Raw genomic sequence first — 24,971 nt, forward strand, 5'->3', positions numbered from 1 at the left:
CGCATCCATATCGCCTCACATCAAGGACACGTTGCGCTTCAGCCTGACGTCGGGCGCGGAGATCGTCACGAGCCCGGCTTTGATCGTCACGCCCCCGCCGTCGATGACCACCTCGCTCGGGCCGCACTTGAGCAGGATGGCCCCCGAGGCGTCCACCTCGTGAAACGCGCCGATGAACATGCCCTTGCCGCCTGCCACGACGGTGTGCGAGCCCCCGATCCTGTCGATCACGGCGCCGCCCACCATCGTCGTCCGGCTGCCGCCGACCGTCTCCGACTCCGGCGCGCCGCTCACGACGGCCAGGCCAGCCGCCTTCTCCGTCTTGTCGGCGAGGCACGTCTCGACCCGCGCACCGGCCACGAGCTCGACCCGCGCCGCCCCGACGCGCTGCACCCGCGCGCCCCCGACCGTCGTGTGGATGCCGGCCGCCGCGATCGTCGCCCTCATGCCACCGACCTTCTCGTCGTGCGTCGAGGCGCACACGTTGACGGAGTGCCCCGGCCCGGTGGCGCTGTCCGATGCCGAAGGGCTCGCCGCTCCGCCGTCCGGCCCCGCTCCGCTTTCGCCCGAGGCGCCGGAGCCGACGCCCGACGCATCGCCGGGGCGGCCCACGCCGGCCTCCCCTCCGCCCCCGAGCAGCGCCTCGAGCCAGCCAGCGTCGCCGCCCGCGGGCGCCGGCCCGCCGGCGATCGCGCCGAAGGCCGCCGGCGAAGGCAGACTCGCTGCCGCGTCGAGCGCCTTCCCAGTGGCGCCCAGGTTCCCGGCCCCGAGGGCGTCCATCGCAGCTCCCAGATCCCCGAGCTGGTTCTCCAGGGCATGGACTGGCGCCATCACCTGGTCGACCTTCGCAACGACGGCCCGGTCGAGCGCCATGAGCGTGCGGCGCGCCTCCGCTGTCGCCGCCTCGGTCGGCGCCTTGCCGGCGAGGGACAGCAGGGCGCTGGCCGGATTGCCGTCCATCTCCTTGTGCGTGCCGCCCACCGTCGCCGCGCTCGCCCCCCTAGCCGTGAGCCCGAGGACGGCGCTCACCTGCACCGTGCGATTGCCGCCCACGGTCGCGGTCTGCGCGCCGTCGACGGTGCTCAGGTAACCGTTCGTCACCTCGATCTTCTGGTCCGCGCCCACCGTGAGCCGCGCGTCGACCTCGACGCTCTTCGACTCATGGACGCCCGTGGAGCGCGTCTTGTCGTTCGCCGTCGCGAGCGTCGTGTTCCTCTGGGATCGGATGCTGAGCTCCTCGCTCCCAGCCCTGTCCTCCAGGCGGATCTCGTTCGCGCCCGACCCGCCAGGCGACGAGCTCGTGCGGAGCGCGGTGCGCGATTTGCCCTCGGGCAACGCGTAAGGCGGCATGAATCGCCCGTTGAAGACGCGCCCCGTCACGACAGGCCTGTCGGGGTTGCCCTCCAGGAACTCGACGATCACCTCCCATCCCACCCGCGGCAGGAGGATCGCCCCGCTCGCTTGCGGCTGCGCCACGCGGATCCAGCACGAAGCCGTGTCATCGCCCTCGCCGTGGCGATCCCAGTGGAACTTCACCTTGCACCGGCCGTGCGCATCCGTATGGATGTCCTCGGTGGGCGCGCCCGGCGGCGCGACGACGACCGCCGTCTGCGGGCCTTCGATGATCGGCGCGGGCGTGCGCCGCGGGCTGCGGTAGCGGACGCCCCTCGGAACGGTCGTGGCGCGGGCAAGGTACACCCCGTCGCGCAGCTCGTGGTCGGCAGCGGTGATGAAGTAATCGCCGTCCAGACCGTCGGGGGCATCGACGAGCTTGAGCCACCGGCCCGCCATGAGCCGCGGGCATCCGGACGCCAGCTCGAGGAGCGCCCGCTCGGCCTGCAGGGCCTCCAGCCGGACCCGGGCGAGCCGCTCCCCCTCGCGCCGATCCGTGTACAGCCCCGGATGGTCGTACACCTCGAGGTCCGCGTCCGTATCCGCCGCCGCGGTCACGGTCTGGTCCAACGTCGGCGCCTCGAAGTCGACATCGCGCAAGACCACCTTGCCCGTCGCCGTGCGGCACCGCCGCGTGAGGACGCCGATCGCGTCCTCGACGCCGGCGAGCCCGGCGCCGAGCCGATAAGGCACCTCGTTGTCTCCGTCGATCGGATCGCTCGACGTGCTGTCGTCCTCGAAGACGACGACCTCGCCAGCGTCGCCGGACTCGGCGTGAAAGTAGATGCCCTCCTCCTCGAGGAGCCGCGAAACGAAGGCCAGCGAGCTCTCGTTGTATTGCACGCAATGGACGCGCTTCGGATAGCCGCTCACGATCCGCCATGACTGGCGCTGGTCGTCGATACCAGCGCGCCGCAGCACCTCGGAGACGATCTCCTTCACGTCCTTGTCCTGGAAGATGCGGCAGTCGACCTCGCGCTCGAGCAGCCCCATCCACGAGGCGACGTGGATCCGGTACAAGGCGCCCTGGAGGTCGTGGTCCGCGGGCGTGGCGGCAATCTCGACGTCCGTCACCACGCCGTGGACCTCGTGCTCCGGGCCCTCCCAGCCGAATGCAAGGGTGGCAGGGCTGCCGAGCAGCTCGTCCGGATCGACGTAGGCCCCGGAGCGCAGCTCGACCTCCGCCCTGGTGACGAGCCCGAGCCGGCGCTCGACCCGGAACCCGAGGACGTCCCGCGACGCGATGGCGTGGGCTCGGAAGAAGGTGCTCAGCGTCCGGGGTGTCACGGCTCAGTTCTCCTTGATGACGCCCAGCTCGTCGCAGTCGCCGTCGAACGTGATCGCGGAGGCGGCGATCGACACCGACGCAGGGGTCAGCGTGATCGTCGAGGCCCCCATGACGACGCTGAGCAGGGTCTGGGCCTCGAACACGACGTTCGTCGCCTTGACGATCTGCGCGCCCCCCGCGATCTCGAGGAAATCCGTCTCGCTCACGTCGTGGCGGTCCCCGGCGACCTGGTTGAGGATCGCGCCCGCGGCCTTCTGGCTCAAGCGGGTCCCGACCTCGACCGAGCGGCCGCCGCCGGCGAGGATCACCTTGGCCGCCCCCGCGGTCTCGGTCCGACTCCCCTTCACCGTCACGGTCCGATCCGAGGCGGTCATCTCGATGAGCGCCGCGCCGACGGTGTCGTTCATCGTGGCCAGGGTCGCCTCGTCCACCGAGCCGGCCGCGACCTCGACCTGCATGCCGCCGATGGTCAGCGTCGAGCTCCCGGTGACCGTGCGCTTGTGATCTCCGCCCGCCGCGAGATCGCGGTTGCCACCGACGGTGAGCGAATGGCTGCCGACGTCATCCACCATGAACGTCGAGACGCGCACGCGCTGGTCGCCGCCGATCGCGAGGTCCTGGTCCGCTCCGACCGCGGCGGATAAGCTGTCGGCCACCGCCAGCGTCTGATTGGCCCCGATGGAACGCGACTCGTTGTTTCCTATGCTCTCGGTCGTGTCGTTCCCTGCGCGCACCGATCCGTCCCGGGACGCGCTCATGAGCATCTCCTCGGCGCCCGCCCGGTCGTCCATGCGGATCTCGTTCACCGAACCGCCGCCGGGCGTCGTGGCGGTTTGAAGGGCGATCCGGGTCTTGTGCGCCGGCAGCGGGTACGGCGGCGGAGACGCCGCGTTGTACAGCCGCCCCCCCACGAACGGCCGATCCACATCGCCCTCGACGAAGGCGACGCACACCTCCCAGCCCACGCGCGGCGTCAGCATGCCGCCGCCGAGCGGGAGCTGGCTCGTGCGGATCCACGGGCTCGAAGAGTCGTCGGCCCTGCCGCGGCGGTCCCAGGGAAACAGGACCTTCACGCGGCCATGCCGATCCGAGTGGATCTCGCTGCCCGGCGGTCCCGTCGTGACGGCCGACTGCGCGCCTGCCACCGCCTTCGCCGGCAGGGCTCGCGGGGGCCGATAGGGGGTCGTCGACGCCGGGATCGCGCGGAAGGCGACGCGCGCGCCGCGCCCCGTCGCGTCCCCGCGCGGCTGGGCCGTCGCGCGCGCCTCCAGCGCGATGTCGACCTCGACGACCAGGTACTCCTGGTTGAGCGGCTCGTACGGATGGTCGACCAGCGAGAACCTGCGCCCGGGGCGCAGCCGGAGGGTGTTCGTCGTGCCGGTCGCGAGCTCGTGCCGGGCGCGGAGCGACTCGAGGAGCACCCTGGCGCGGCGATCGCCCACGGCGGGCTCGGTGAACCGGCCGGGGTGCGCGTACACCTCCAGCGCCCTCTCCGGCGCGTCGTCCCCCTCGGCCGTGGCGTCGAGCTTCACCCGGGGTCGCTCGAAATCGTGATCGCACAGACGCACGCGCCCCGGCGCGGTCGTCCTCTCGCAAGAGAGGGTGGTTATCGCGTCATGCGCCGTGTCGAGCCCGTCCGCGGGGCGGAAAGCCAGCTCTTTTTCCCCCTCGATGTCCTCGGGCTCGCGGTCGAAGAAGACGACCGTGTCGGCGCCCGTGCTCGAATCGACGAAGAAGGCGATCCCCTCCTCCGCAAGGAGCCGCCGGACGAAATCGTGATCCGTCTCGCGGTACTGCGCCGCCATCTCGCGCGTCGGGTAGCTGTCCACGAGCCGCCAGCGCTGCGCGGAGGCAGGGATGCCCGCGCCCGCGAGGACCTCCTTCACGATGTCGGGCGCCGACATGCGCTGGAAGACGCGGCAGTCGGCGCGCTGGGTGAGGCGGAACAGCCGGGGGCGCGCGACGAGCCGCGTCCCGGGCTCGTCCGTGCCCCGCGTGGTCCCGCGCTCGGCCTCGACGACGACGCCGGCCAGCCTGCGCTCCTCGCGGCCGCCGCGCGACAGCGTGAGCACGAGCGGCTTGCCGACGAGGGTCGCCGGGTCCGGCCCGCCGGCGAGCTCGCACCGGAGCGAGCCGATGCCGTCGATCGCCTCGCGCGCCTCGAGCCAGAGGAGGGGAAACGGAGCGCCGTCGATCGTGAGCTCGTGTCCGATCTCGATGAGGTCTGCCACGCCTGGCCTCGTTCACCCGATCTTGAGGCTCGCCGCCTGCCGGACGATGAGCGCCGCCTCAATGGCGATCTTCGGGCCCTCCAGCGTCATCGGGCCGCCGTCGAGCTTGATGGCGCTCCCGCCGCCGACGAGCCTCGCCACGCCGCCCGCGAGGACGATCTGCGGTGCCTCGACGACGCAGTCGCCGCCCACGTTGCGCAGGTGCAGCCCGCCGATGAGCTGCTTCACCTCGCCCGCTTGCGTGGAGAGCGCGCCCACGCTGTGGATCTCGCCCGCGGACGACGTCTGGTCCTTGCTCGCGGCGACGCTCTCGACGCTCGCGCCGGCGACGAGCTGCGCGATGAGCGCCCCGGCCGTCTCATCGTAGGTCGAGAGCATGTCGTCATCGATCGAGGCGAGCGAGAGGCTGGTCTGGACCGAGCCGACGTCGCGCGTGAAGGCGCCCGCGATCTGCTGGCGGACGCCGCACGAGAGGGTGATCTGGTCCCCGCCCACGGCATAGTCGCGCGCCCCGCCGACCTTCTCCACGAGATCGGCGCTCGCGTGGATCCGCTCGTCGCCGCCCACGGAGATCGCCTGCGCGCCGGCCACCTTGTTCTGGAGCGCGTTGCCCACGGCGATCGACTGGTTCGCGCCCACCGTGACCGACTCGCTCGCGCCGATGGAAACCGCGTAGTTGCCCCCGACGCTGTGCTCCTCGTCGACCCCCACGGTCTCGTCCTTGTCGTGGCCGGTGGCGATGTGGAGATCCCGCTGGGCGGAGATGGAGAACCCCTGACCGCCCGCCGTGTCGCTCATCGTGATCTCGTTGTGCCCGGCGCCGCCCGGCGTGGACAGGCTCTTCAGCGCGCTCCTGGCCGCCGCGCCGGGCAGGGCGTAAGGAGGGGTGTGCTCGGCGTTGAACGCGCGCCCGAGCACGAGGGGGCGGTCCGGGTCGCCGTCGAGGAAGCCGACCGAGACCTCCCAGCCGACGCGGGGCAGGATCATCGAGCCGCCGAGCGCGAGCTGCGATACGCGCAGCCAGGCGCTCGAGGTGTCGTCCTGCTTGCCCGAGCGATCCCACAGAAACCGCACCTTGATACGGCCGTACCGGTCGACGTGGACGGCCTGAGGCTCGTTCGATGGCCCGGTCACGATGGCCGTCTGGACGCCGCGCGCTCTCGGCTTCTTCGTGCGGCGGGGCGGGGCGAACGGCGCGCCCTTCGGGATGGCGGAGAACTCGTTCTCGCACGCCGCCCCGCCCGCCCGGCCTCGCGACCGGAGCTCGACGACCACGAACTCTCCCTCGAGGAACGGCGCGGCCGCACCCTCGATCGCCACCGGCGTGCCGCACAGGAGCCCCGCCGCGCCGGTCTTGCCGCGGCAGAGGTCGACGTCGCCGCGGAGGGAGCTCAGCCGCCGCGCGGCCTTCCGTGCGCCCTCGGCGGCCGCGGTGAAGCCGCCGGGGTAGTCGAAGTGGCGAATCGCCCGGTTGCCGGGCGCCGCCGCCGAGGCCGTGGGGAAGACCTCGGGCTGCTCGAAGTCGTGGTCGCGCAGCGCGAGCTCCGTCGGCCTCAAGGCCTTTCTCCGGCGCAGATCGAGCACCGGCCGGGCGTGCGCGCCAGCCCCCTGCCGGACGGAGAGCCGCACGTCGGGGGTCCCGTCCAGCGGCGCGAACGCCGCCGGGTCGTCGGCGAAAACGAGCCTGTGCCCGTCGGGGCCGTGGAGGAAGAAGTAGAATATCCCCTCTTCCTCGAGGAGCCGGTGGACGAAATCCAGCTCTGTTTCGCGGTACTGGCACAGGAGCTCGCGGGGCGCGTAGCCGTGGCGGAGCCGCCATTCCATGCCGCGGTCGACGCCGGCGTCGGCCAGGACGGCCTTGACGACATCCACCGGGCTCCTGTCCTGGAAGATGCGTGAGCCCTCGCGGTGCTCGAGGGCGGCGACGGCGGGCCGGAGCCGGAGCTCGAAGACGTATTCGCCGGCCCGGTACTCGAGGAAGCCGACGCGGTCGGGCAGGCCGTCGTAATGGCGGACGCTCCCGTGGCCATCATCGACCTCGAGCAGCATCCGGCGCTGGAGGCACGTATCGACGCGAAAGGACGGGTCGCAGGTCGAGATCTCGACGCGGACCGCGTACGGAAGCGAGACCGCCTCGTGGGCTTCGTAGGAATGAACCCGCACATCGCCGGGCAGACCGTCGCCCGCGAGGAGGAGGTGGCCGAGCGTGGCCTCCATCAAACGAGCCCTCCACGATCGCGAACCCAGAGGAGCGCCCGTGCTCGCCGCCCCTGACAACGCTCCTCGCGCGGGGCCAGCGGGATCTCCTCGGGGCGCGGGCCGCGCCGGCGCGGGCGCGGGCTCAATTCAGCCTCAAGATCCGCCCGACGATGCGGAACAGCCCGCGGGAGGCGGCGCTGATGCGGCTGCCGATCACCTCGATGTCCCCGTCCTGACGGATGCGGACCGCGCCGTGTCCCGAGCGCAGGAGCACCTCGTCCTCGGCCTCGATGTGGACCGTGGCCGCCTGCAGCCGGAGCTCGCGGGGCTTGCGCGTCGCGAGCGCCGCGACGACGAGCGGCGCTTCGCCCTCGCAGCACTCGACAAGCACCGAATCGCCGTTGTCCAGGGCGTCGGCGATCACCTCGGGATCCACCTCGGGCGCGAGCTCTGCCTCGACCGCCGCGGGCGCGCCGCGGAGCACGATCGTCGCGCTGCGGCCGGCCACGGCGAGCACGCGCGCCGTGCGCGTGCCGGCCGCCGGCGCGACGCCTGGCGCGACGCCCGCCCGGCGCGGCGCCGGCTCCGGCGAGGTGGGATCCGGCAGCAGATCGTCGATGGAGAGGCGCGACGCCGGCGCTGCCTCCTCCAGCGCGACGGTCGCGCTGACGGCGGCGTCGGCGCTTTTGTCGTGAGCTTCCATCATGTCTCCGATACGCCACGTGGCGGCAGCGCTCGACCGCGGCGACCTCGATGAGCGACCATGGGCCTCCATGTCGACCGTGCGGCCAGCGGCGCCGAGGTCGACGCGCTCATTCCGGGGAGCCTCCGGCCTCGCCGCGGAGCGCCGCGTGGAACCGCCTCTCCATGCCGGCGTCCTCGGCCATCCGACGGCTCCAGTGCTCGCTCCCGCGCACGTAGTCGGCCAGGGTCACGCCCACCTGGGCGAGCGCGGCCTGCACGTCGCCGGTCGACTGCAGCAGCGATGTCACCCGGGCGAACTGCTCGAGCGAGACCGGCGGCGCGGCCGCGCGCGACGCCGCCTGGTAGGCCTCGCAATACGCGGCGAGCAGCGCCGGGACCGGTTCGTCCTCGTCGGCCAGAGCGCCGGAGAGGCGCGCCTGCCAGTGTGCGTCGGCGGCGTCCCACCGCGCCTCGTCGACCCCGTGTCGCGCGAGCACCTCGGCCCGCGCGCCGCCGGACTCGGCGAGCCGAGCCATCACCCGCGCGTACGTCTCCAGATCGAGCACCATGAGCGAGCTGCTGAGCCTATGCGAAGCGGGTGTGTCGATCCACCACGGAGCACGGTGAGCTCCGTCGACGGAGCGATCAGCGCGCGTCGCCGAGGCCCGAGGCGCCGCGGCGCTCCTCGTGCAGGGCGATGGCGCGATCGAGCGCCTCCCTCGCCCCGCGCTTCTCCCGAGGGAACGCCTCCACGTGGTCGCACCGAGGCCACGCCAGCGCGCGCGCGATGTCCGGGAGCGCCGCCGCCGGCTCGTTCGGGTCGGCGTAGCGGTGCACCTGGAAGAGCACCGGCACCTGCTCGGGCTGTCGTCCCGCCGCGATCAGGTCGGCGCGCAGCGTGGCCGCGCGGTGCACGCCGAGGGAGAGCCGGCGCGCCCGGCCGTCGATCGGGAACACGACGACCTGCGCGCGCCTCAGGGCGTCGAGCTCGCCGCGCACCTCGTCGCTCTCGGCTGCGAGGCCCTCGATGGGCTCGTGCCAGGCGACCCCGCGCGTCACGATCAGCGAGAGGCGCAGCGGGAGCACGGCGGCGCCGCGCGGCCAGAGCAGCTCGGCCCGCGCCGGGGTCGGGCCGGCCTCGATCGACGCCGAGCGGGCGAGGGCGGCGAGGTGCCGGAGGAGCCGGTAGGGGCTCCCGGTGGGGCCTGTGTAGTAGGCGACGTGGAGCGGGTGCGGCTGGGCGGGCGTGCTCACCAGTCCAGATCCTCCTGCTCGACGAGCACGCGCGCGTTCTCGAACAGCGCGGCGACGAGCTGCCGCCGGTCGTCGAAGACGAGGCCCTGGGCGTAGTCGATGATGCGCCCGCCGGGCTCCTCGTTGACGCAGTGGACGCCCCAGGACACCAGCTCGCCCGTGGCGTCGTCCCAGGTGCGGAGCGGCTCGGGCGCGCCGTCGGGTCCGCAGGCCACGAGGACGAGCGGCGCGCCGCCGCCGTCGGCGGCCGCGCGGGCGGCGAGCTGCCGGCAAAGGAGGTTACCTGGCTTCATGTTCGGCCCTCATTCTTCGTAAAGGGCGATGGCGCGGTCAAGCGCTCCCTTCGTGCAGCGCTCCTCTCCAGGAAAGGCTTCGAGGTGATCGCAGCGCGCCCACGTGAGCGCCGGGACGATGTCGGAGGTCGGGGTCGTGGAGTTGCGGATCGCGATGGATGCGGCTCTACTCGTTCACCATGACCACGATGCCTCACCGCCCCATCGACGACGATCGGATCCTCCAGCTGCTCCCGGAGAGGCTCGACGACGTGATCGCGGGCATGGACCGGCGTATCGCGGCGCAGGTGGACTTGATCCTCCACGACCCGCGCTTTCAGCGGCTCGAGCGGGCCTGGCGCGGGCTCTGGTTCGTCGTCGAGAGGACGCTCTTCGACGAGAACATCCGTATCGACCTGCTCAACTGTTCCAAGGAGGACCTGCGGGTTGATTTCGAGGCCGCAGGCCAGGCCGACAAAGGCGGGCTGCACGCGATCGTCTACGCGCGCGCGATCGGGAGCGGGCACGAGCCCTATGGAGCGATCCTCGCGAATTTCGAGTTCGGCCCGGAGCCCGAGGAAATCGCCCTGCTCCAGCCCCGCACCGACGAGCCTCCCGCGGCCAGGGCGCTCGAGATCGCCGCCCGCGAGCTCGTGGTCGTCGAAGAAGCATCGGTGATCACGCTGCGCGCCTACGTGCGCGCCGCCGGGGAGCCCTCGATCCGGCGGGCCTTCGAGTCGCTGCTGCGCGACGAGGTGCGCCACGCCGCCGCCGGGAGGTCGCTCGTGGCGCTGATCGAGCGCTCGTACCCGGAGAGCGAGCTCGCGACGGTCAAGGCGCGCCTTCGCGCCCGCCTGCCGGAGGAGCAGCGGCACTTGCACGAGCAGGCGCTCGCGCGGGCCGTGGGCGGCCCGGGGCGAGAGCTCGGCGCGAAGCTCGGTCCGGGCGATCTCGAGGAGTGGCCTGGCGTCGGGTGATGCCGGTTTCAGGCCACGGCGGCGAGCTGCGCGACGCCGCCCTCGGCGGCCGCGCGGGCGGCGAGCTGCCGGCAGAGGAGGTTACTTGGCTTCATGCTCGGCCCTCACCTCTTCGTACAGCGCGATGGCGCGGTCGAGCGCTTCCTTGTCACCGCGTTTCTCCTCGGGGAAGACCTGCACATGATCGCATCGAGACCAGGTGAGCACCTGAATGATGTCGGGCGTCGGCGTCTTCTCGATGTCTTCTCGAAGAGAACAGTCGATCAGAAACAACACCGGAACGGTATCGGGATCCCGCCCTGCCGAGACGAGATCCGCGCGGAGTCTCAGGAGAAACAGCCGATTCCGTTTGAAGCGGTACGTCTGATTGTCGGTCACGAAAACGATGACATTCGCACGTTTTAGCGCGGCGAGCTGCTGGGCGAAGTAGGTGCTGCCGTGCCCCTCGGCAGCCTCCTCGGCCGCCCATTCCGCGATGGTTGGGACCGGCCAGGTACCGCGCATCCAGACGAAGAACAGGTGGAGGGAGTACACGACGTCGCCGTGCGGCCAGAGCACGCGGCCCTCGTACGGCACTGAGCCGTCCGCGACTACGCCATCACGACCCAGTGAGCAAAGGAGCCGGAGATGCGCGTCGGGGGCGCTCATCGTGGCCTTGTAGTAGATCACGTCCAAGTGCGCGTGCGGCGGACGGGAGGCCACCAATTCCTCACCTAAAATCGACGTCAATATGATAGCCATCGTGGCGATTCTCGAACATCGCCGTCGCGTGCTGCTGACAATTATCGAAGACCATCCCTTGATCGGAATCGACTATCCTCCCAGCGCGGTCCTGGCGCACCCAGTGTACTTCCCACAGCTTGGACTTGCCCGTACTGCTCCTCGAAGCCGAGCCCGTGGGCATATGGGCGTAGTCGACGATGCGCCCGCCGGGCTCCTCGTTGGCGCAGTGGACGCCCCAGAGCACCGGCTCGCCGGTGGCGTCGTCCCACGTGCGGAGCGGCTCGGGCGAGCGGCGCGCGGCCGCCCTCGGCGGCCGCGCGGGCGGCGAGCTGCCGGCAGAGGAGATTACCTGGCTTCATGTTCGGCACTCATCTCTTCGTACAACGTGATGGCGCGGTCGAGCGCTTCCTTCGCGCCGCGCATTTCTTGCGGAAAAACCTCCACGTGATCGCAGCGCGGCCACGTGAGCACCTGGATGATATCGGATGTCGGCGTCTTGAGGACATCTTCCCGGCAATAGCAGTTGATCTGGAATACCACCGGGACGGTGTCGGGGTCCCGCCCTGCGGAGATGAGGTCGGCGCGGAGCCTCAGGAGGAACTGCCGGTTGCGCTTGAAGCGGTACGCCTGATTGTCGGTCAAGAAGACAATGGCCTGGGCACGTTTCAGCGCAGCAAACCTCTGGGCGAAGGTGGTGCTACCGCGGTTCTCGGCGGCCTCCAGGGCCGCGAAGTCCGCCAAGGTAGGGGCCGGCCAGGTGCCGCGCAGCCACACGAAGAACAGGTGGAGGGAGTACACGACGTCGCCGCGCGCCCAGAGCACGCGGCCCTCGCTCGGCACTGGCTCGTCGGCCACCGCGCCGTCACGGCCCAGTGAGCAGAGATGCCGGAGAAGCGTTTCGGGGGCGCTCATCGTGGTCTTGTAGTAGAGCACATCCAAGTGCACGTGCGGCGGACGGGAGATCACCAGTTCCTCACCTAAAATCGACGTCGATATGATAGCTGACGTGGCGGTTCTCGAACATCGCCGTCGCGTGTTGCTGGTAATTGTCGAAAACCATCCCTTGATCGTAATCGACTATCCTCCCACCGGGGTCCTTGTTCACCCAGTGGTCGAGCCACTTCTTGGGCTTGCCCGTGCTGTCATCCCACGAGGCTAGGGGCTCGTTGCGTTCGTCTTCCAGCTCCGGCCCTAGGATCTGCATTGGGAACCCTCCACCGAGGCCCTTTGCATCGGTGGCAACCATCTCGCACAGCATCGCGTTCTTTCGTGTGCTGATCGCCGCCTGCCGCGCCTTGAGCACTGGATCCGCCTCGAACCTCGCCCGGGCCGCGTCGCGCATCGCCTTCCTCTCGGCATCGCTGATCGGCTCGGGCAGGACGATGCGTTTACCGTAAACATCGGCCTCCGCCGTCGGATCCGCGCCCCTCGCATAAAGATTGTCCCCCCCTTCCAGCCCGATCGGATCCGGGCTGATGAACCTCCCCACCTCCGGGTCGTAGTACCGGTGCCGGTTGTAGACGAGCCCCGTCTCCTCGTCCGCGTACTGCCCGAGGAAGCGGATCGGCGTCGTGACGCCCCCCTCCCCGCCCCCCTCGATCCGCTTGCCCCACGCCGACAGCCGCAGCTCCCCGGCGATGTCGCCGCGCTCGTCCAGCAGCCGCTCCGGCGTCCCCAGGGGGTCGTTCACGTAGTGGTACCAGCGCGACACCACGTCGCCGCTCACCCGGCGCGTCTCGCAGTGGGCGAGCGGGACCGCGCTCCCGCCGTCGAACACATACGTCCGCTCCTCGATGACCGCTTCGCTCTCGCGCGTGCGCACCTCGTGCACCGGCACGTGCCGATCCCAGTAGAACCGCGTGCGCGACACGAGCCGCGCCCCCGCGCCGTCCAGCGTCGAGACGCGCTTCTCGATCCGCCGCGCGAAGGCGTCGTACGAGAACTCCACCCGACGCCCGTCCGGCGTCTCCACCCGGCGCAGCAGCCCGCGCCCGTCCCACGCGTAGCGCGTGATCCGCGCTCCCGCCTCGCGCTTCTCCACCAGCCGGCCCAGCGCGTCGTAGCGATACGCCACGTCCCCTCTCCGGATCAGCCGGTCGCCGGGCCCGTGCTCGCGCGCCGGCGCCAGCGGGCCCGCATCCACCAGATTCCCGGTCGCATCGAAGGCGAAGACCTCGGACAGGCCCGCCTCCGCGATGACCTCCAGCAGCCGCCCGGCCGGATCGCGGCGGTACGCGGTGCGGCCGCGGGTGAGATCCTCGACGGCCTCGAGGCGCCCCGTCGGATCATGGCTGTAACGCGCGTCCACGACCGTCCCCGCCGGGCGCGCGCCCACCCAGCCGGGATCGCCGGCGCCGATCGCCGGGTCCGTCGCGGCACGGCGCACGACGCGGCGCGAGAGGCGCCCGGCGACGTCGAAGGCGCTGTGCACCTCCCCGCCACCCGGCAGCACGCGCGCGATCTCCCGGCCGACCGGATCAAAATGCCGGCGCACCACCTGCCGGCCGTCGAGCGTCACCCGGGCGGCGCGGCCGTCCGGCGACGGCTCCCACGACAGCGTGTGGCCGAGCGACGTCCTTCGCCCGATCGCGCGCCCCTCGGCGTCGTGCTCCACCTCGACCGTGAACGCGGGGCCGCCCGGGCCCTCCTGCGTCTCGCGCACGATGCGCCCCATGGCGTCGCGCTCGAACGCGACCGTGCCGTCCGGCCCCGCCACCGACTCGAGGAAGCCGCGCACGTCGTACGCGTACACCTCGCGCTTGCCCTCGACCTCGCGGGCCACGAGCTGCCCGGCGAGATCGTAGACGAAGCCGATCGGCGCGCCGATCCCCGGCTCGACCCGCGTCTGCTGCCCGGCCGGATCGTGGCGGTAGCGCAGCACGCGCCCGTCGAAGGTGCGCTCCTTCACCCGGCGCAGGGCGGCGTCGTACTCGAACACGTGCCTCTCGCCGCGCGCGTTCTCGACCTCCAGCACCTCCCCCTCGCGCCCGTAGCGCATCCGCGCGGTCCGGCCGGTCGCGTCCGTCACCTCGTGAAGCCAGTGATACCCGCACCACGCGACGCGCGACGTGCGCCCCGCGCGGTCGGCGACCGAGACGAGCCGGCCCTCCCCATCGTGAGCATACCGCGCCGCGGCGCCCGCCGGATCCGCGGTCGCCACGAGATCCCCGCGCGGCGAATAGTCGAAGCGGCTCACCGCGCCCGTCGGATCGGTCATCGACAGCGTCCGGCCGAAGAAATCGTAGGTCCACTGCCACCTCCCGCCGCGCCGATCAAGGAGCGAGACCACGTTGCCGTGGGCGTCGTACCCGATGCGCACGACGCGGCCGGTCGCGTCCTCGGCCTCGATCATCTGGCCGCGCGCGTCGTACGCGAAGCGCCGCACCGCGCCGGTCGGATCCGTCGTCCGCACCGGCAGGCCGGAGGCGTCGCGCTCGATCGCCGTCGCGAGCCCCGCGGGATCGATCACGCGCACGACGTCGCCCCGCGCGTCGCGCTCGTAGCGCACGGCGCGGCCGAGCGGATCGGTCTGCGAGAGCAGCCGGCCCCGCGCGTCGCGCTCGTAGCGCGTGGTGGCCTGGAGCTGATCCGTCTCCGAGAGCAGGTGCCCGGCGTCGTCGTAGGTCGCCGACACGGCGTGCCCGCCGTCCACCTCGAGGTCGAGCAGGCCGTGCCGGTTGCCGAAGAAGCGCTTCACCTGCCGGGAGTTGGCGACCTCGCGGTAGCCGTCCGGAAGGTAGGCGAAGCGGCAGTGATAGATGCCCCTCGCGCGCGTCGCGCCGTCGGCGAGCAGCGGCGGCAGCCCGTCGGCGAGGCCGGGATCCGGCCCGCCGTCGCGATCGCCCCAGGTCTCGACGCAGCGCCGCTCGGCGTCGTAGCGGTAGTGGAACGTGAGCCCGGCGCGATCGGTGTGCTCCGTGAGCAGGTTGCGCTCGTCGTACGCATAACGCGAGGTGAAGCCCTCGGCGTCGGCCGCGGCGACGAGGCGACCGAGGTCGTCGTGCTCGTACCGCGCGAAGCGGACCCAGCGCCCCTGGGAGGCGGCGTTGTAGACGCTGATGGAGGCGATCCGCCCCTCGGGGCTCGGCGCGAAGCGGACGCGCCGGCCGGCGCTGTCCCGCACCTCCGCGATCCGCGATCCGTCGTAGGAGATCGCGATCCGGTTCCCGGAGCGATCCTCGATCGCCGTGAGCAGCCACTCCCGCTCGCCGGCGAGCGGCAGCGCAAAGGCGTGGAGCAGGCCGTCGCCCTTGTCGAGGCGGTAGCCGCCGCGCTCGCGCCGCAGCAGCCAGCCCCAGGGCCCGATCGCCTCGCCGCCCTCGGCCAGCGCCGGGAAGTCGACCGAGATGCCCTCGTCGGTCCAGACCCGGATCGCGCGCCGGGCGACGGCGACACGCCAGCCGAGGCTGTGCGCCCAGCCGTGGCCGAGGCCGACGTCGCGATCGGCCATGGCCGAGGAGTAGCGGCGGACGAAGGAGAACGGGAGTGGGCCGGGCAGCGCCAGATCGGCCCGCGGCACGGTGTAGACCCGCCCGGTGACGACATCGACCGGCTCCCCTTCGGACCGCTGCCTCCCCGCCCCGGAGGGGGCGTTCTTCTGATCGCCGCCCCCGCCCTTGCCGCTCCCGCTCCCCCCACCGCCGCTGCCGCCATCGCCGCCGCTGCCGCCGCCGCCGCCGTCACCGGATCCACCGCCGCCTCCCAGCACGGCGACCCCAGGGCACATCCCGGGGGGAGCAGAGGCATCAGGCGCCGGTGCGGTCGACATGGCTCAGCGTGCTCTCCGGGCGGGTGATTCGGTCGCGAGATCGCGGCGACAAACGACGCGAACGTATCGCTTCCCCGCGGCGCGGCGCAACGCCTCGAGGCGGCGCAGCAGAGGAGCGACGCTTCAGGCTAGGATGCACGCGATGGGTACGGCGCTTTCGCTGGAGCGCTACGCGGAGATGCGCGCGCAGATGGAGGCCGGAACGCTCCGCGACGAGGTGCTCGCGCGCGCCGGGCTCACGGTGGGCGAGTGGACGGCCGCGCAACGCGACTGGCTCGAGCGGATGGGGGCGGAGCTCGAGCACGGCAGCTTCGAGCTGACCAACCGCTACACGCGGGCCTTCCTCGAGCACCAGCGGGCGATCCTCGCGGCCTCGCCGCCCGCGAGCGCGCCCCCGGTGAGCCCGCCGCCCGGTCCAGCGCCGGCCCCGCCAAAGGCCGCGCCGGCGCCGCGGCGCTCGGCGCCGCTCGCGCCCTCCGGCACGGCCCTGCTCCCCGACATGCCCGCGCTCGTCGCCGCCCTGCCCTTCCTGCCCAGCGCGCCGCGTGATCCGGCGCCGCCCGCGCCGCCGGCGGCCGGCCCAGCGCCGCGGCTCCCGGCGCCGCCCGCGCTCACCGGCACCGCGCCGCTCTCCGAGCTGCCCGCGCTCGCCGCCTCCCTGCCCTTCGCCCCGGCCCCGGAGAAGCGCCCCGCACCGGCGGCACCTCCGGCCGAGCCCATCACGGCCGGCACCGCGCCGATCCATGACCTGCCCGCGCTCGTCGCCTCCCTGCCCTTCACCCCGGCCCCGGAGAAGCGCCCCGCGCCGGCAACACCGCCGACCGAGCCCCTCGCGGCCCGCGCCGCGCCCGCCCTCTCGCTGGAGCACTACGCCGCGCTGTGCGCGGAGCTCTCGCTGCACCCGCGGAGCGCCGCGGCCATCTACCCGCGCTACGGCCTCCGCGACGTGGCCGTGTGGCAGGCCACCGACACCGCGTGGCAGCTCCGGATGCGCAGCGACCCCGCCCTCGAGGCGCGCTGGCAGCAGCTCGTCGCGCATTACCGGGCCTACTTCAGGGCGCGCTGAGCCGCCCCGCTCGCCGCGCCCGCGGCGCTAGGCCTCGAACCCCCGCGCCGGCAGGTCGGGCGCGCGGCGCAGCCAGTTGTCCTCGGGGTAGCGGCACGCGCCGTCCACCACGTGGAGCGCGTAGGCGTGGCGCGAGCGCTCGGATCGGTTGGCGCCGCTCCAGTGCGGCAAGAGCCCGTGGAGGAGGACCATCGTGCCCTTGGGCGCCTCGATCGGCACGTAGGGAGCGCGCGGCGCGACCGCCGGGAACGGGGTGTCGTCCAGCGCGAGCATCCTCGTTCCGTCGCCGTCGCGCACGAACCGCCTGCGCAACGGGCCCCGGTGACCGCCGGGCAGGGCCCACATGCAGCCGTTGTGCACGGTCGCGTCCTCCAGCGCGAACCAGAGCCCGATCACGCTGAGCGGGTCCGTGTAGAGGAACGTCGCGTCCTGGTGGCAGGCCACGTCGCCGCCGATGAACGGGTTCTTGAAGATGTACATCGATTGCAGGAGCAGCGGGCGCGCGAGCGCGAGGTCCGAGACCACCGACGCGAGGGCCGGCGCCCGCGAGAAGTGCGCGAAGGCCGGGTCGAGATCGTGGAGCGCGTGGCCGATCTTGTTGATCGAGCAGGCCTTCGCCTGCCGCAGCGAGCCGTCGGGCAGGAACGCCTCCTCCTCGAAGAAGAACCGGATCCGGTCGCCGGAGCCGAGGAAATACGCGTCGGTCGAGCGCGCCTGATCCCGGGTCGAGAAGATGGAGATCTCCGCGGGATCGAACCCCTCGACGAGCTCGGCCGCGCGCGCCCTGAGGGCGTCGCACTGCGCCGGGAGCACGAAGCCCTCGACGACCAGGAAGCCGTCGCGGTCGAAGCGGGCGCGCTCGTCGGCGGTGAGCCCGGGAGGCCTGGCGGAGAACATGCCCAGCACCGTACCAGAGCGCCGGCGGGACGCAGGCCGGCGCCCGGACGGCCGGGGTCGCGGGATCGGGCCCGCGCGGAGGCGCCGCGCCCCCGCCGGGCGCGGCGCTGCGGCGCCCTGGCTACGACGCCTTGGCGCCCTGGTACGCGCTCGGGTTCCCCGGCCCCTCGAGGTACTCGTCGTACGTGCCGTTGAAGAGCTGCGGGCCCCGGGACGACAGCTCGAGCACGCGGGTGCCGAGCTTGCCCACGAAGTGCCGGTCGTGGCTCGTCACGATGACCGTCCCCTTGTACTCGATGAGCGCCTGGAGGAGCGCGTCGATGCTCTCGACGTCGAGGTGGTTCGTCGGCTCGTCGAGCACCACGACGTTGTTCTTCACCAGGATGAGCTTCGCGAGGAACAGGCGCGCCGCCTCGCCGCCGGAGAGGTTCTCCGTCTTCTTGAGCCCGGCCTCGCCGCTGAACAGCAGCTTGCCGAGCACCGAGCGGACGTGCTCCTTGGGCGCGCTCGGATCGAACCGGTACAGCCAGTCGTAGGCCGTGAACCCCGGCTCGATCGCCTCGTGGTGGTCCTGCGCGAAGTAACCCACGTTCGTGTCGTGACCCCACGTGACCTTCCCGGCGTCGGGCGTGAGCTCGCCGACCAGGAGCTTGAGCAGCGTCGACTTGCCGATGCCGCTCGGGCCGATCACGGCGAGCTTGTCGCCCCGGTTCAGGTTGAAATCGAGCTTCTGGATCACGCGCAGGTCGCCGAAGCTCTTGGCGAGGCCCTCGACGCGCAGCACGTCGCGGCCGGACGGCTTCTCGATCTCGAACTTGATGTACGGCCGCACGACGCTCGAGCGGCGCACCTGGATGCCCGCCTCGAGCTTCTCGATCTCCTTCACGCGCGACTGCGCCTGGCTCGACCGGCTCGCGCTCGCGCCGAAGCGGGCCACGAAGTCCTTGAGCTCGGCGATCTTCTTCTTCTTCTGCGCGGCGTCGGCGTCCGACTGGCGCTTGCCCGTCGTCTTCTGCTCGATGAAGTCGTCGTAGTCGCCCGTGTACAGCGTGACCGTCTGGTAGTCGACGTCGGCGACGTGCGTCGCGATCGCGTTCATGAAATGCCGGTCGTGGCTGACGACGAGCAGCGTGCCGCGGAAGGTGTCGGTGAGGTACGCCTCGAGCCAGCGGATCGAGTCGAGATCGAGGTGGTTCGTCGGCTCGTCGAGGAGCAGGACGTCGGCGCCCGCGAAGAGCGTCTGGGCGATGAGGACGCGGAGCTTGTACCCGCCCGCGAGCGTGCTCACCGTGCTCGTGTGCCGCGCGGTCGCGATCCCGAGCCCCTCGAGGATCTCGGCGGCCCGCGCCTCGGCGGTGTAGCCGTCCTCCTCGCCGATCGTGCCCTCGAGCTCGGCCAGCCGCATGCCGACCTCGTCGGTCATCTCGACCTCGTACAGCCGATCGCGCTCTTGCATCGCGTCCCACAGGGCCCGGTTCCCCATCAGGACCGTGTCGATGATGCGGCTGGACTCGTAGGCGAAATGGTCCTGCTTGAGCACGCCGACCCGGAGCTGCCTCGGGATCTCGACGGTGCCCTGATCCGACTCCTCCTCGCCGGAGATGACCTTGAGGAGCGTCGATTTCCCCGCGCCGTTCGCGCCGACGAGCACGTAGCGCTTGCCGGGGTCGAAGCGCATCGACACGTTCTCGAAGAGAATTTTTGGACCGTACCGCTTGGTGAGCTTTTCGAGCGTGATCATCTCAGCGGCGCGGGGGATAGCACGTGGGCGCCGGCGCTTCCGGTGAATTCAGGCGGCGGCGCGCCCGCGCCGGCCGGTCACGCCGAGCGCCGCGCGGCCGAGAGCCGCGCCGGCGGCTCCCCCGCCCCCGGCGGCGCGTGGCCCCGCCGCCTGGCCCGGGGCGGCGCGCCGGCGTCCGCCGTGGTCGCGGCGCCGGGGGTCACCCCCGTCCACCGCTTGAACGCGCGGTGGAAGGCGCTGGGGCTGGAGTAGCCGAGCTCGTGGGACACCGCCTTGAGCTGGGCGCCGCCCAGCGCCTGCCGCGCCCGCGAGAGCCGCAGCTCCTGCAAGAGCTCGCGGTGGCTGACGCCCACGGCGGCCAGCCGCCGCTGCAACGTCCGCGCGCTCATCCCGAAGCTCTCGCCGATGCGCACCAGGCTGGGGTCGCCCGCATCGAGCGCCAGCGCGAGGGCGTGCCGGAACGCCGGCACGAAGTCGCGATCGAGCGAGGATGCGGCCCGGAGGTCGAGGTGCACGCGGGAGAGCGCCTCCTCCGCCTGCGCCACGAGGATGCCCCGGAGCGCCGGGTCGCGGCTCGCGACCGGCGCCCGGACGATGTCGCGATCGAAGACGAGCTCGTCGAAGCCGCCGCCGAACTGGACCGGGGCGCCCAGGACCTCCTCGTACGCGCTCGCCGTGGACGAGGGCGCGTGCGCGAAGCGGATGAGGCGCGGCGCGAACGCCGGCCCGAACATCGTCCGGGCGCGCTCGACGATCAGCCCGAGCAGCAGCTCCGCCAGCGAGGGCAGGCCGCCGGGCGCGGCGTGGCGGAACCGGAAGGTGCGCCGATCGACCTCGGTCCAGACGCGCCCGGCGTCCGCGAGCAGCGGGAGGTACCGCGTGAGCTGCTCGAACGCCTCGGCCCCGGTCGTGCTCGTCTGCGCGAGGTAGTCCAGGATGTCCAGGCTGCCCGGCGGGAGCATGCGGGCGGCGCGCAAGCTCAGGAGAGGGTCTCCCGCCCGATCCGTCAGCCCGCTCCAGGCACGGCGGACCAGGGCGATGGGGACCCGGGCGCCCCGCTTCTCCAGAAGATCGCCGGAGACCGCCATCGCGCGCCGCACGTCGTCGACCTCGATCCCGTCCTTTGCTGCGGCCGTCATCAGGACGCGCAGGAACTCCGTGGACGCCGAACCGGACGCCGAACCTTGGGCTGGCACGATGTCGCATTATGAGAGCGTGTCGCGAAATGTAAATCGGTCGCGGCGTCCGATCGATGACAGCGTGGCTATTCTGCTTGCCCGCGCGAGCCGGGGACAAGCTCACTCGAACCCCTCCGGCCGCAACAGCGATGACCAGCCTCGACCACCTCTCACCCCTTGGCCCATCCATCCTCCCTGGCCTCCCCCGCCTCCCCGGCCTCCCCGGCGCGGCGCCTCGCCGGCGCCGCGCGAGCCCGTTCGCGACCGCGGCGCTGGCCGCCGCCGCGCTGCTGGCGTGCGCGTGTGACGCCGCGATCCTGCCGTCGGACAGCGGGCAAGACGCGATGAGCGAGCTCACCCTCGCCGCGCGGAGCGACCTCTCCGCCGAGACGGCGGCGGCGGCCGACCCCGCCGCGTGGGCCCCGCTCGCCGCGCCGGCTGCGTCCGGCGCATCCCCGGTGAGCGGGTTCGCGGATCTGCATTTCCACATGATGTCCGAGGCGGCGTTCGGCGGCGGATGGCTGCACGGCAAGCACGACGGCCCCGGCGCCCTGGACGACTGCGACGGCGGCATGCCCGAGAGCGACCATGCCCGCGTTCGACAGGACCTCAGCGGCCTGCTGGACAGCTGCCCTCAGTCGACGATGCTGGACTTCGCCAGCAACGGCGCGCTGTCGGCGCTGCTCGGCATCGGGGGCGGCGTCCTCGGCTCGGAGGCGATAGGCAAGACCGAAGGGACGCAGGGCGACACCGGGCTGCACCTCCAGCGGAAGCGCTCCTCCGAGGGCTGGCCGCGCTGGGACACCATCGCTCACCAGCAAGGTCACGTGAGCTGGCTGCGCTCAGCCCACGATCGCGGGCTGAGCCTCATCGTCATGTCGGCGGTGAGCTACGACTGGCTGTGCTCGATCCTGCCGGAGCAGAACCGCGAGCGGGCCTGTGACGAGATGGCCGACGTCGACCTCCAGCTCCAGATGACCCACGCCTTGGCCGCGCGGAACGCCGGCTGGATGGAGATCGCGCTCTCGCCGGCGCACGCCCGGCAGATCGTCGGGGCGGGCAAGCTGGCGGTGGTCCTGTCCATCGAGGCCAGCCACCTGTTCGGCCGCGACGTCGACGCGGCCAGGATGCGCGCGCAGCTCGACAAATACCACGCCTTGGGGGTCCGGACGCTCCAGCCGGTGCACCAGGTCGACAACGCCTTCTCCGGGGCGGCGCTGCACAACCCGATCTTCCAGTTCGCGCAGTACACCGAGACTTGCTTCATCGACACCGACTGCGGCGCCACCCTCGCGGGGGTCACCCTGGGCATGGACGTCGACGCGAGCTGCAACAACATGCGCGGGCTCACGCCGCTCGGCGAGCAGCTCGTCGGCGAGATGATGGACCGAGGCATGCTGATCGACGTCGCCCACATGTCCGAGCGGGGCGTCGACCGCGTCTTCGACCTGGCGCGGGCGCGCGACTATTACCCGATGTACATCTCCCACGGTCACTTCCGGGAGATCATGGGCCCCAAGGTGGCAGAGACCGAGAAGTCCACGCCGGCGCGGGTGATCCGGATGCTCCGGCAGACCGGCGGCATCTTCGGCCTGCGCACCGCGCACGACGAGACAAAGCAGTACACCAGGAGCTCGGTCGAGAACAGCTGCCAGGGATCTTCGCGCTCCTTCGCCCAGGCCTACGACTACGGGCGGCTCGGCCTCAAGGTGCCGATGGCGTTCGGGGCCGATCTCAACGGCTTCATCCAGCAGACACGGCCGCGCTTCGGCGAGGACGGCGCCTGTTCGGCGGCGTTCCAGGCGGAGGCCGATTGCCAGGCCTGGGAGCAGCGCGAGCAGGGGCCCGGCCCCCTGGGGACGGAGTTCGACGAGAAGGGCCTCGCCCACGAGGGGATGCTGCCCGATCTCGTGGCCGACCTGGAACGCCTCGGCGTGGACACGACGGGCCTGCGTTCCTCGACCGAGTCCTTCCTCCGCATGTGGGAGCGCGCGGCGGGCCCGCGCGCCGGCATGGCCGACCCCGCCACTGACATGGACGAGAGCGGCGTCGCGCCCCTCGCGACGGCCGAGGAGCGCGAGCTCGCCTACCCCACGAAGTGCGGCGCCGCCTATTGCCCTGGCTTCCAGGAGCTCGGGGGCAGCTGCCGGTTCAACGAGGAGTGCGAGAGCGGCCAGTGCACCGCCGTCGCCTGCAACGCGATCCCGGGCCGCTGCGTCTGCAACGACGACGCCGACTGCGACGACAGCGTCGCTTACTGCGCGCTCAAGACGCCGGGGATCGGGGGCGACAACGAGTGCGTGCCGGACAAGGGCGATCACGCGGTCTGCACGCGCGACGGCCAGTGCGCGTCCGGCCGCTGCGGCGGGTTCATCGCCGGCACCGGCTGGTGCTACACGCCCGGATCGAAGGCCATCGGCCAGGGGTGCCGGGTGAACGAGGAGTGCCCGAGCAACCGCTGCGGCGACCTCACCCAGACCTGCCTCTGCCGGAACGACGCGCACTGCGGCGCGAACCAGTTCTGCGGCTGGGGCACCAACGAGGGCGAGTGCGTGAACAAGCGCGGCCGAGGCGCGGCGTGCACGAAGGACAACCAGTGCCAGTCCGGAAACTGCAGGTTCCTCTTCTGCCGCTGACCCTAGGAGCGCCCCCTTGAGCTCACCGTAGAACAGACGCGGCCCGGCGACCGGACGAGCTGACATCTCCGGGGGAAGAGCCTAGCGCGTGGACCTGGTCGGCACCTTTGCGAACAGCGAGCCGAGGCCCTCGGACATCGTCGGGTGCGCCAGGATGGCGTCTCGCAGCCCTGTGTAGGGCATACCGGCCAACATCGCGGTCTGCACCACGGCGACCACCTCCCCGGCCTCCACGCCGAGCATGGCGAAGCCGAGGATGCGGTCGCTCCGCGCGTCGACGAGGGCCTTCATGAAGCCCTGCGTGTCGCCGGTCGTCGCTGCCCGCAGCACATCGCTCATCGGCAGCGTGGCGACGCGCGCCTCGACCCCACGGCTCTTTGCCTCGCGCTCGTTCAGGCCGACACGGGCGAGCTGCGGGTCGGTGAACATGCAGAAGGGGATGAGCCTGTCGCGCGTGGTCCGGTGGCCCCCGGCCTGGTTGTCGCGGACGACGTGAAAGTCGTCGATGGCGGCGTGGGTGAACTGGGGGCTGCCGGCGCACTCGCCCATCGCCCAGACAGAGGGCGCGGTGGTCTCCAGCCTCTCGTTGACCTTGATGTAACCTCGAGCGTCGAGCTCGACTCCGGCGCTCTCGAGGCCAATCCCGGCCGTGTTGGGCGCGCGCCCCGCCGCGACCAGGAGATCGCTCCCTTCGATGGTCTGCTCGCCGCCCGGCGTGCGCGCGCGCAGGCTGACATGGTCGCCGGACCGGCCCTGCACCTGCAGCAGCTGGGCCGACAGCAGCACATCGATCCCCTCGCCCTCGAAGATCTGGCGGAGCGCCCCGGCGACGTCGGGGTCCTCACGGGGGGCGAGCTGCGGCCCGCGGCTGATGATGGTGACGCGGCTCCCGAAGCGACGGTACGCCTGCGCGAACTCGAGCCCGACGTAGCCCCCGCCGAGCACGATGAGGTGCTCGGGGAGCCTGTCGAGCTCCAGCGCCTCGACGTGCGTGAGCGGTCCCGCGGCCGAGAGGCCAGGGACGTCCGGGATCGTGGCGTGTGTCCCCAGGTCGAGGAACACGCGGTCGCCCCTCAGCACGCGTGTCTCGCCGTCGCACCGCACCTCGAGGGTCTTCGGCGCGACGAACCGCCCCGCGCCGATGATCAGGTCGACGCCGCTCGCGCGGAAGAGCGCCAGATGGCGGGCGATCTGCGCCTCGACCATGGTGCGCTTGCGCTGCCGCACGCGCGCCATATCGACCTCGAAGGGGCCGGTGATCGTGCCGTACGCGGCCGCGTGGCGGACCAGGTCGGCGACCTTGGCGCTCCAGATCTCATTCTTGCTCGGGAGGCAATTGGTGGTGGGGCACGCGCCGCCGATCATGCGGCGCTCCCGCTCCACGACGGCCGTACGGCTCCCCGCGGGGGCCATGTCCCAGGCCACGTGCTTTCCGCCGGCGCCGCTGCCGAGAATGAGGATGTCGAACGGTTCGGGAGACATGGGGCCCTCCTGGCTTTCGGGGTCATTGAAGCTGACCGGGCCGCGGCGAGGTCGTCGCGGACGCCGACCGCTGGGGAGCTCGGGCCTCCTGCCGCGCGATGAGCCACCGCCGGCAATAGGCGTCGAGGTGCCTGGCCGACGGCCATCTGCGAGATAAAGACGAGGTAATGATACCGGCTGTCG

At 72.0% G+C, this 24,971-nt stretch carries 17 protein-coding genes; 3 read left to right on the forward strand and 14 right to left on the reverse strand.

Translation table 11 applies throughout. The features are described 5' to 3' along the window. Window positions 1-15: 15 nt before the first annotated feature. The 7 genes from WME98_RS05430 to WME98_RS05460 all read right to left on the reverse strand — a co-directional run bounded on the left by WME98_RS05430 (window position 16) and on the right by WME98_RS05460 (window position 9,341). Window positions 16-2,679 (reverse strand): type VI secretion system Vgr family protein, encoded by a 2,664-nt coding sequence (locus tag WME98_RS05430; RefSeq protein WP_437950296.1) that lies wholly within the window; start codon window positions 2,677-2,679, stop codon window positions 16-18. Between the two features lie 3 nt (window positions 2,680-2,682). After that, a complete protein-coding gene (locus WME98_RS05435; protein WP_437950297.1) occupies window positions 2,683-4,911 on the reverse strand; it encodes a type VI secretion system Vgr family protein in 2,229 nt (742 codons plus the stop codon). Window positions 4,912-4,923: 12 nt separating this feature from the next. Continuing rightward, window positions 4,924-7,128, reverse strand: a complete 2,205-nt coding sequence (locus tag WME98_RS05440) for a type VI secretion system Vgr family protein (RefSeq protein WP_437950298.1) — start codon at window positions 7,126-7,128, stop codon at window positions 4,924-4,926. A gap of 124 nt (window positions 7,129-7,252) precedes the next feature. Continuing rightward, window positions 7,253-7,816: a hypothetical protein gene (locus tag WME98_RS05445; RefSeq protein WP_437950300.1), complete on the reverse strand. Its 564-nt coding sequence runs from the start codon at window positions 7,814-7,816 to the stop codon at window positions 7,253-7,255. A gap of 106 nt (window positions 7,817-7,922) precedes the next feature. Beyond that, window positions 7,923-8,363 carry a hypothetical protein gene (locus tag WME98_RS05450; protein ID WP_061623727.1) on the reverse strand — a complete coding sequence of 147 codons (441 nt, stop codon included), beginning with the start codon at window positions 8,361-8,363 and terminating at the stop codon, window positions 7,923-7,925. A 76-nt stretch (window positions 8,364-8,439) separates the two neighbouring features. Next, complete coding sequence (locus WME98_RS05455) at window positions 8,440-9,048, reverse strand: hypothetical protein (RefSeq protein WP_437950302.1); 609 nt, start codon at window positions 9,046-9,048, stop codon at window positions 8,440-8,442. Continuing rightward, on the reverse strand, window positions 9,045-9,341 hold the full coding sequence (locus tag WME98_RS05460; RefSeq protein ID WP_437950303.1) for a hypothetical protein: 297 nt from the start codon (window positions 9,339-9,341) through the stop codon (window positions 9,045-9,047). Before WME98_RS05460 ends, WME98_RS05455 begins: the two co-directional genes overlap by 4 nt. Before the next feature lie 158 nt (window positions 9,342-9,499). Here WME98_RS05460 and WME98_RS05465 point away from each other — a divergent pair, with 158 nt between their 5' ends. Beyond that, window positions 9,500-10,297, forward strand: coding sequence for a type VI secretion system contractile sheath domain-containing protein (locus WME98_RS05465; RefSeq protein ID WP_437950304.1), 798 nt, complete (start codon window positions 9,500-9,502; stop codon window positions 10,295-10,297). Between the two features lie 81 nt (window positions 10,298-10,378). Here WME98_RS05465 and WME98_RS05470 read toward each other — a convergent pair whose 3' ends face one another. The 3 genes from WME98_RS05470 to WME98_RS05480 all read right to left on the reverse strand — a co-directional run bounded on the left by WME98_RS05470 (window position 10,379) and on the right by WME98_RS05480 (window position 15,788). Continuing rightward, on the reverse strand, window positions 10,379-11,038 hold the full coding sequence (locus tag WME98_RS05470) for a hypothetical protein (RefSeq protein WP_437950305.1): 660 nt from the start codon (window positions 11,036-11,038) through the stop codon (window positions 10,379-10,381). Window positions 11,039-11,365: 327 nt separating this feature from the next. Next, complete coding sequence (locus WME98_RS05475) at window positions 11,366-11,986, reverse strand: hypothetical protein (RefSeq protein WP_437950306.1); 621 nt, start codon at window positions 11,984-11,986, stop codon at window positions 11,366-11,368. Between the two features lie 7 nt (window positions 11,987-11,993). Further along, the gene (locus WME98_RS05480) at window positions 11,994-15,788 is read right to left on the reverse strand and encodes an RHS repeat-associated core domain-containing protein (RefSeq protein WP_437950307.1); all 3,795 of its coding nucleotides are present in this window, start codon (window positions 15,786-15,788) and stop codon (window positions 11,994-11,996) included. A gap of 142 nt (window positions 15,789-15,930) precedes the next feature. On the opposite strand from WME98_RS05480, the gene WME98_RS05485 reads away from it, so the two are divergent. Next, the gene (locus WME98_RS05485; RefSeq protein ID WP_437950308.1) at window positions 15,931-16,854 is read left to right on the forward strand and encodes a hypothetical protein; all 924 of its coding nucleotides are present in this window, start codon (window positions 15,931-15,933) and stop codon (window positions 16,852-16,854) included. 27 nt (window positions 16,855-16,881) lie between these two features. Here the strand turns inward: WME98_RS05485 and WME98_RS05490 are convergent, their stop codons facing one another. From WME98_RS05490 to WME98_RS05500, 3 genes are all read right to left on the reverse strand, one after another. Then, entirely contained in the window at window positions 16,882-17,751 is an 870-nt protein-coding gene (locus WME98_RS05490) for a phytanoyl-CoA dioxygenase family protein (protein ID WP_437950309.1), read from the reverse strand. 121 nt (window positions 17,752-17,872) lie between these two features. Further along, window positions 17,873-19,492, reverse strand: coding sequence for an ABC-F family ATP-binding cassette domain-containing protein (locus tag WME98_RS05495; RefSeq protein ID WP_437950310.1), 1,620 nt, complete (start codon window positions 19,490-19,492; stop codon window positions 17,873-17,875). Window positions 19,493-19,569: 77 nt separating this feature from the next. Then, window positions 19,570-20,631 carry an AraC family transcriptional regulator ligand-binding domain-containing protein gene (locus tag WME98_RS05500; RefSeq protein ID WP_437950311.1) on the reverse strand — a complete coding sequence of 354 codons (1,062 nt, stop codon included), beginning with the start codon at window positions 20,629-20,631 and terminating at the stop codon, window positions 19,570-19,572. Window positions 20,632-20,819: 188 nt separating this feature from the next. On the opposite strand from WME98_RS05500, the gene WME98_RS05505 reads away from it, so the two are divergent. Then, window positions 20,820-23,306, forward strand: coding sequence for a membrane dipeptidase (locus WME98_RS05505; RefSeq protein ID WP_437950312.1), 2,487 nt, complete (start codon window positions 20,820-20,822; stop codon window positions 23,304-23,306). An 81-nt stretch (window positions 23,307-23,387) separates the two neighbouring features. Here WME98_RS05505 and WME98_RS05510 read toward each other — a convergent pair whose 3' ends face one another. Continuing rightward, window positions 23,388-24,788 (reverse strand): mercuric reductase, encoded by a 1,401-nt coding sequence (locus tag WME98_RS05510; RefSeq protein WP_437950313.1) that lies wholly within the window; start codon window positions 24,786-24,788, stop codon window positions 23,388-23,390. Window positions 24,789-24,971: the final 183 nt, after the last annotated feature.

It is taken from the genome of Sorangium sp. So ce296 (assembly GCF_051529605.1).
In the GTDB taxonomy this organism is placed as follows: domain Bacteria; phylum Myxococcota_A; class Polyangia; order Polyangiales; family Polyangiaceae; genus Sorangium; species Sorangium cellulosum_D.

Excerpts from the sequence above, each read along its gene's own strand:
- WME98_RS05450 (WP_061623727.1), bottom strand. The coding sequence starts at position 8,363 with ATGGTGCTCGATCTGGAGACGTACGCGCGGGTGATGGCTCGGCTCGCC.
- WME98_RS05485 (WP_437950308.1), top strand. The coding sequence starts at position 15,931 with ATGGGTACGGCGCTTTCGCTGGAGCGCTACGCGGAGATGCGCGCGCAG.
- WME98_RS05505 (WP_437950312.1), top strand. The coding sequence starts at position 20,820 with ATGACCAGCCTCGACCACCTCTCACCCCTTGGCCCATCCATCCTCCCT.
- WME98_RS05495 (WP_437950310.1), bottom strand. The coding sequence starts at position 19,492 with ATGATCACGCTCGAAAAGCTCACCAAGCGGTACGGTCCAAAAATTCTC.
- WME98_RS05490 (WP_437950309.1), bottom strand. The coding sequence starts at position 17,751 with ATGTTCTCCGCCAGGCCTCCCGGGCTCACCGCCGACGAGCGCGCCCGC.
- WME98_RS05465 (WP_437950304.1), top strand. The coding sequence starts at position 9,500 with ATGCGGCTCTACTCGTTCACCATGACCACGATGCCTCACCGCCCCATC.
- WME98_RS05445 (WP_437950300.1), bottom strand. The coding sequence starts at position 7,816 with ATGATGGAAGCTCACGACAAAAGCGCCGACGCCGCCGTCAGCGCGACC.
- WME98_RS05470 (WP_437950305.1), bottom strand. The coding sequence starts at position 11,038 with ATGGCTATCATATTGACGTCGATTTTAGGTGAGGAATTGGTGGCCTCC.
- WME98_RS05480 (WP_437950307.1), bottom strand. The coding sequence starts at position 15,788 with ATGTCGACCGCACCGGCGCCTGATGCCTCTGCTCCCCCCGGGATGTGC.
- WME98_RS05500 (WP_437950311.1), bottom strand. The coding sequence starts at position 20,631 with ATGACGGCCGCAGCAAAGGACGGGATCGAGGTCGACGACGTGCGGCGC.
- WME98_RS05440 (WP_437950298.1), bottom strand. The coding sequence starts at position 7,128 with ATGGAGGCCACGCTCGGCCACCTCCTCCTCGCGGGCGACGGTCTGCCC.
- WME98_RS05510 (WP_437950313.1), bottom strand. The coding sequence starts at position 24,788 with ATGTCTCCCGAACCGTTCGACATCCTCATTCTCGGCAGCGGCGCCGGC.
- WME98_RS05460 (WP_437950303.1), bottom strand. The coding sequence starts at position 9,341 with ATGAAGCCAGGTAACCTCCTTTGCCGGCAGCTCGCCGCCCGCGCGGCC.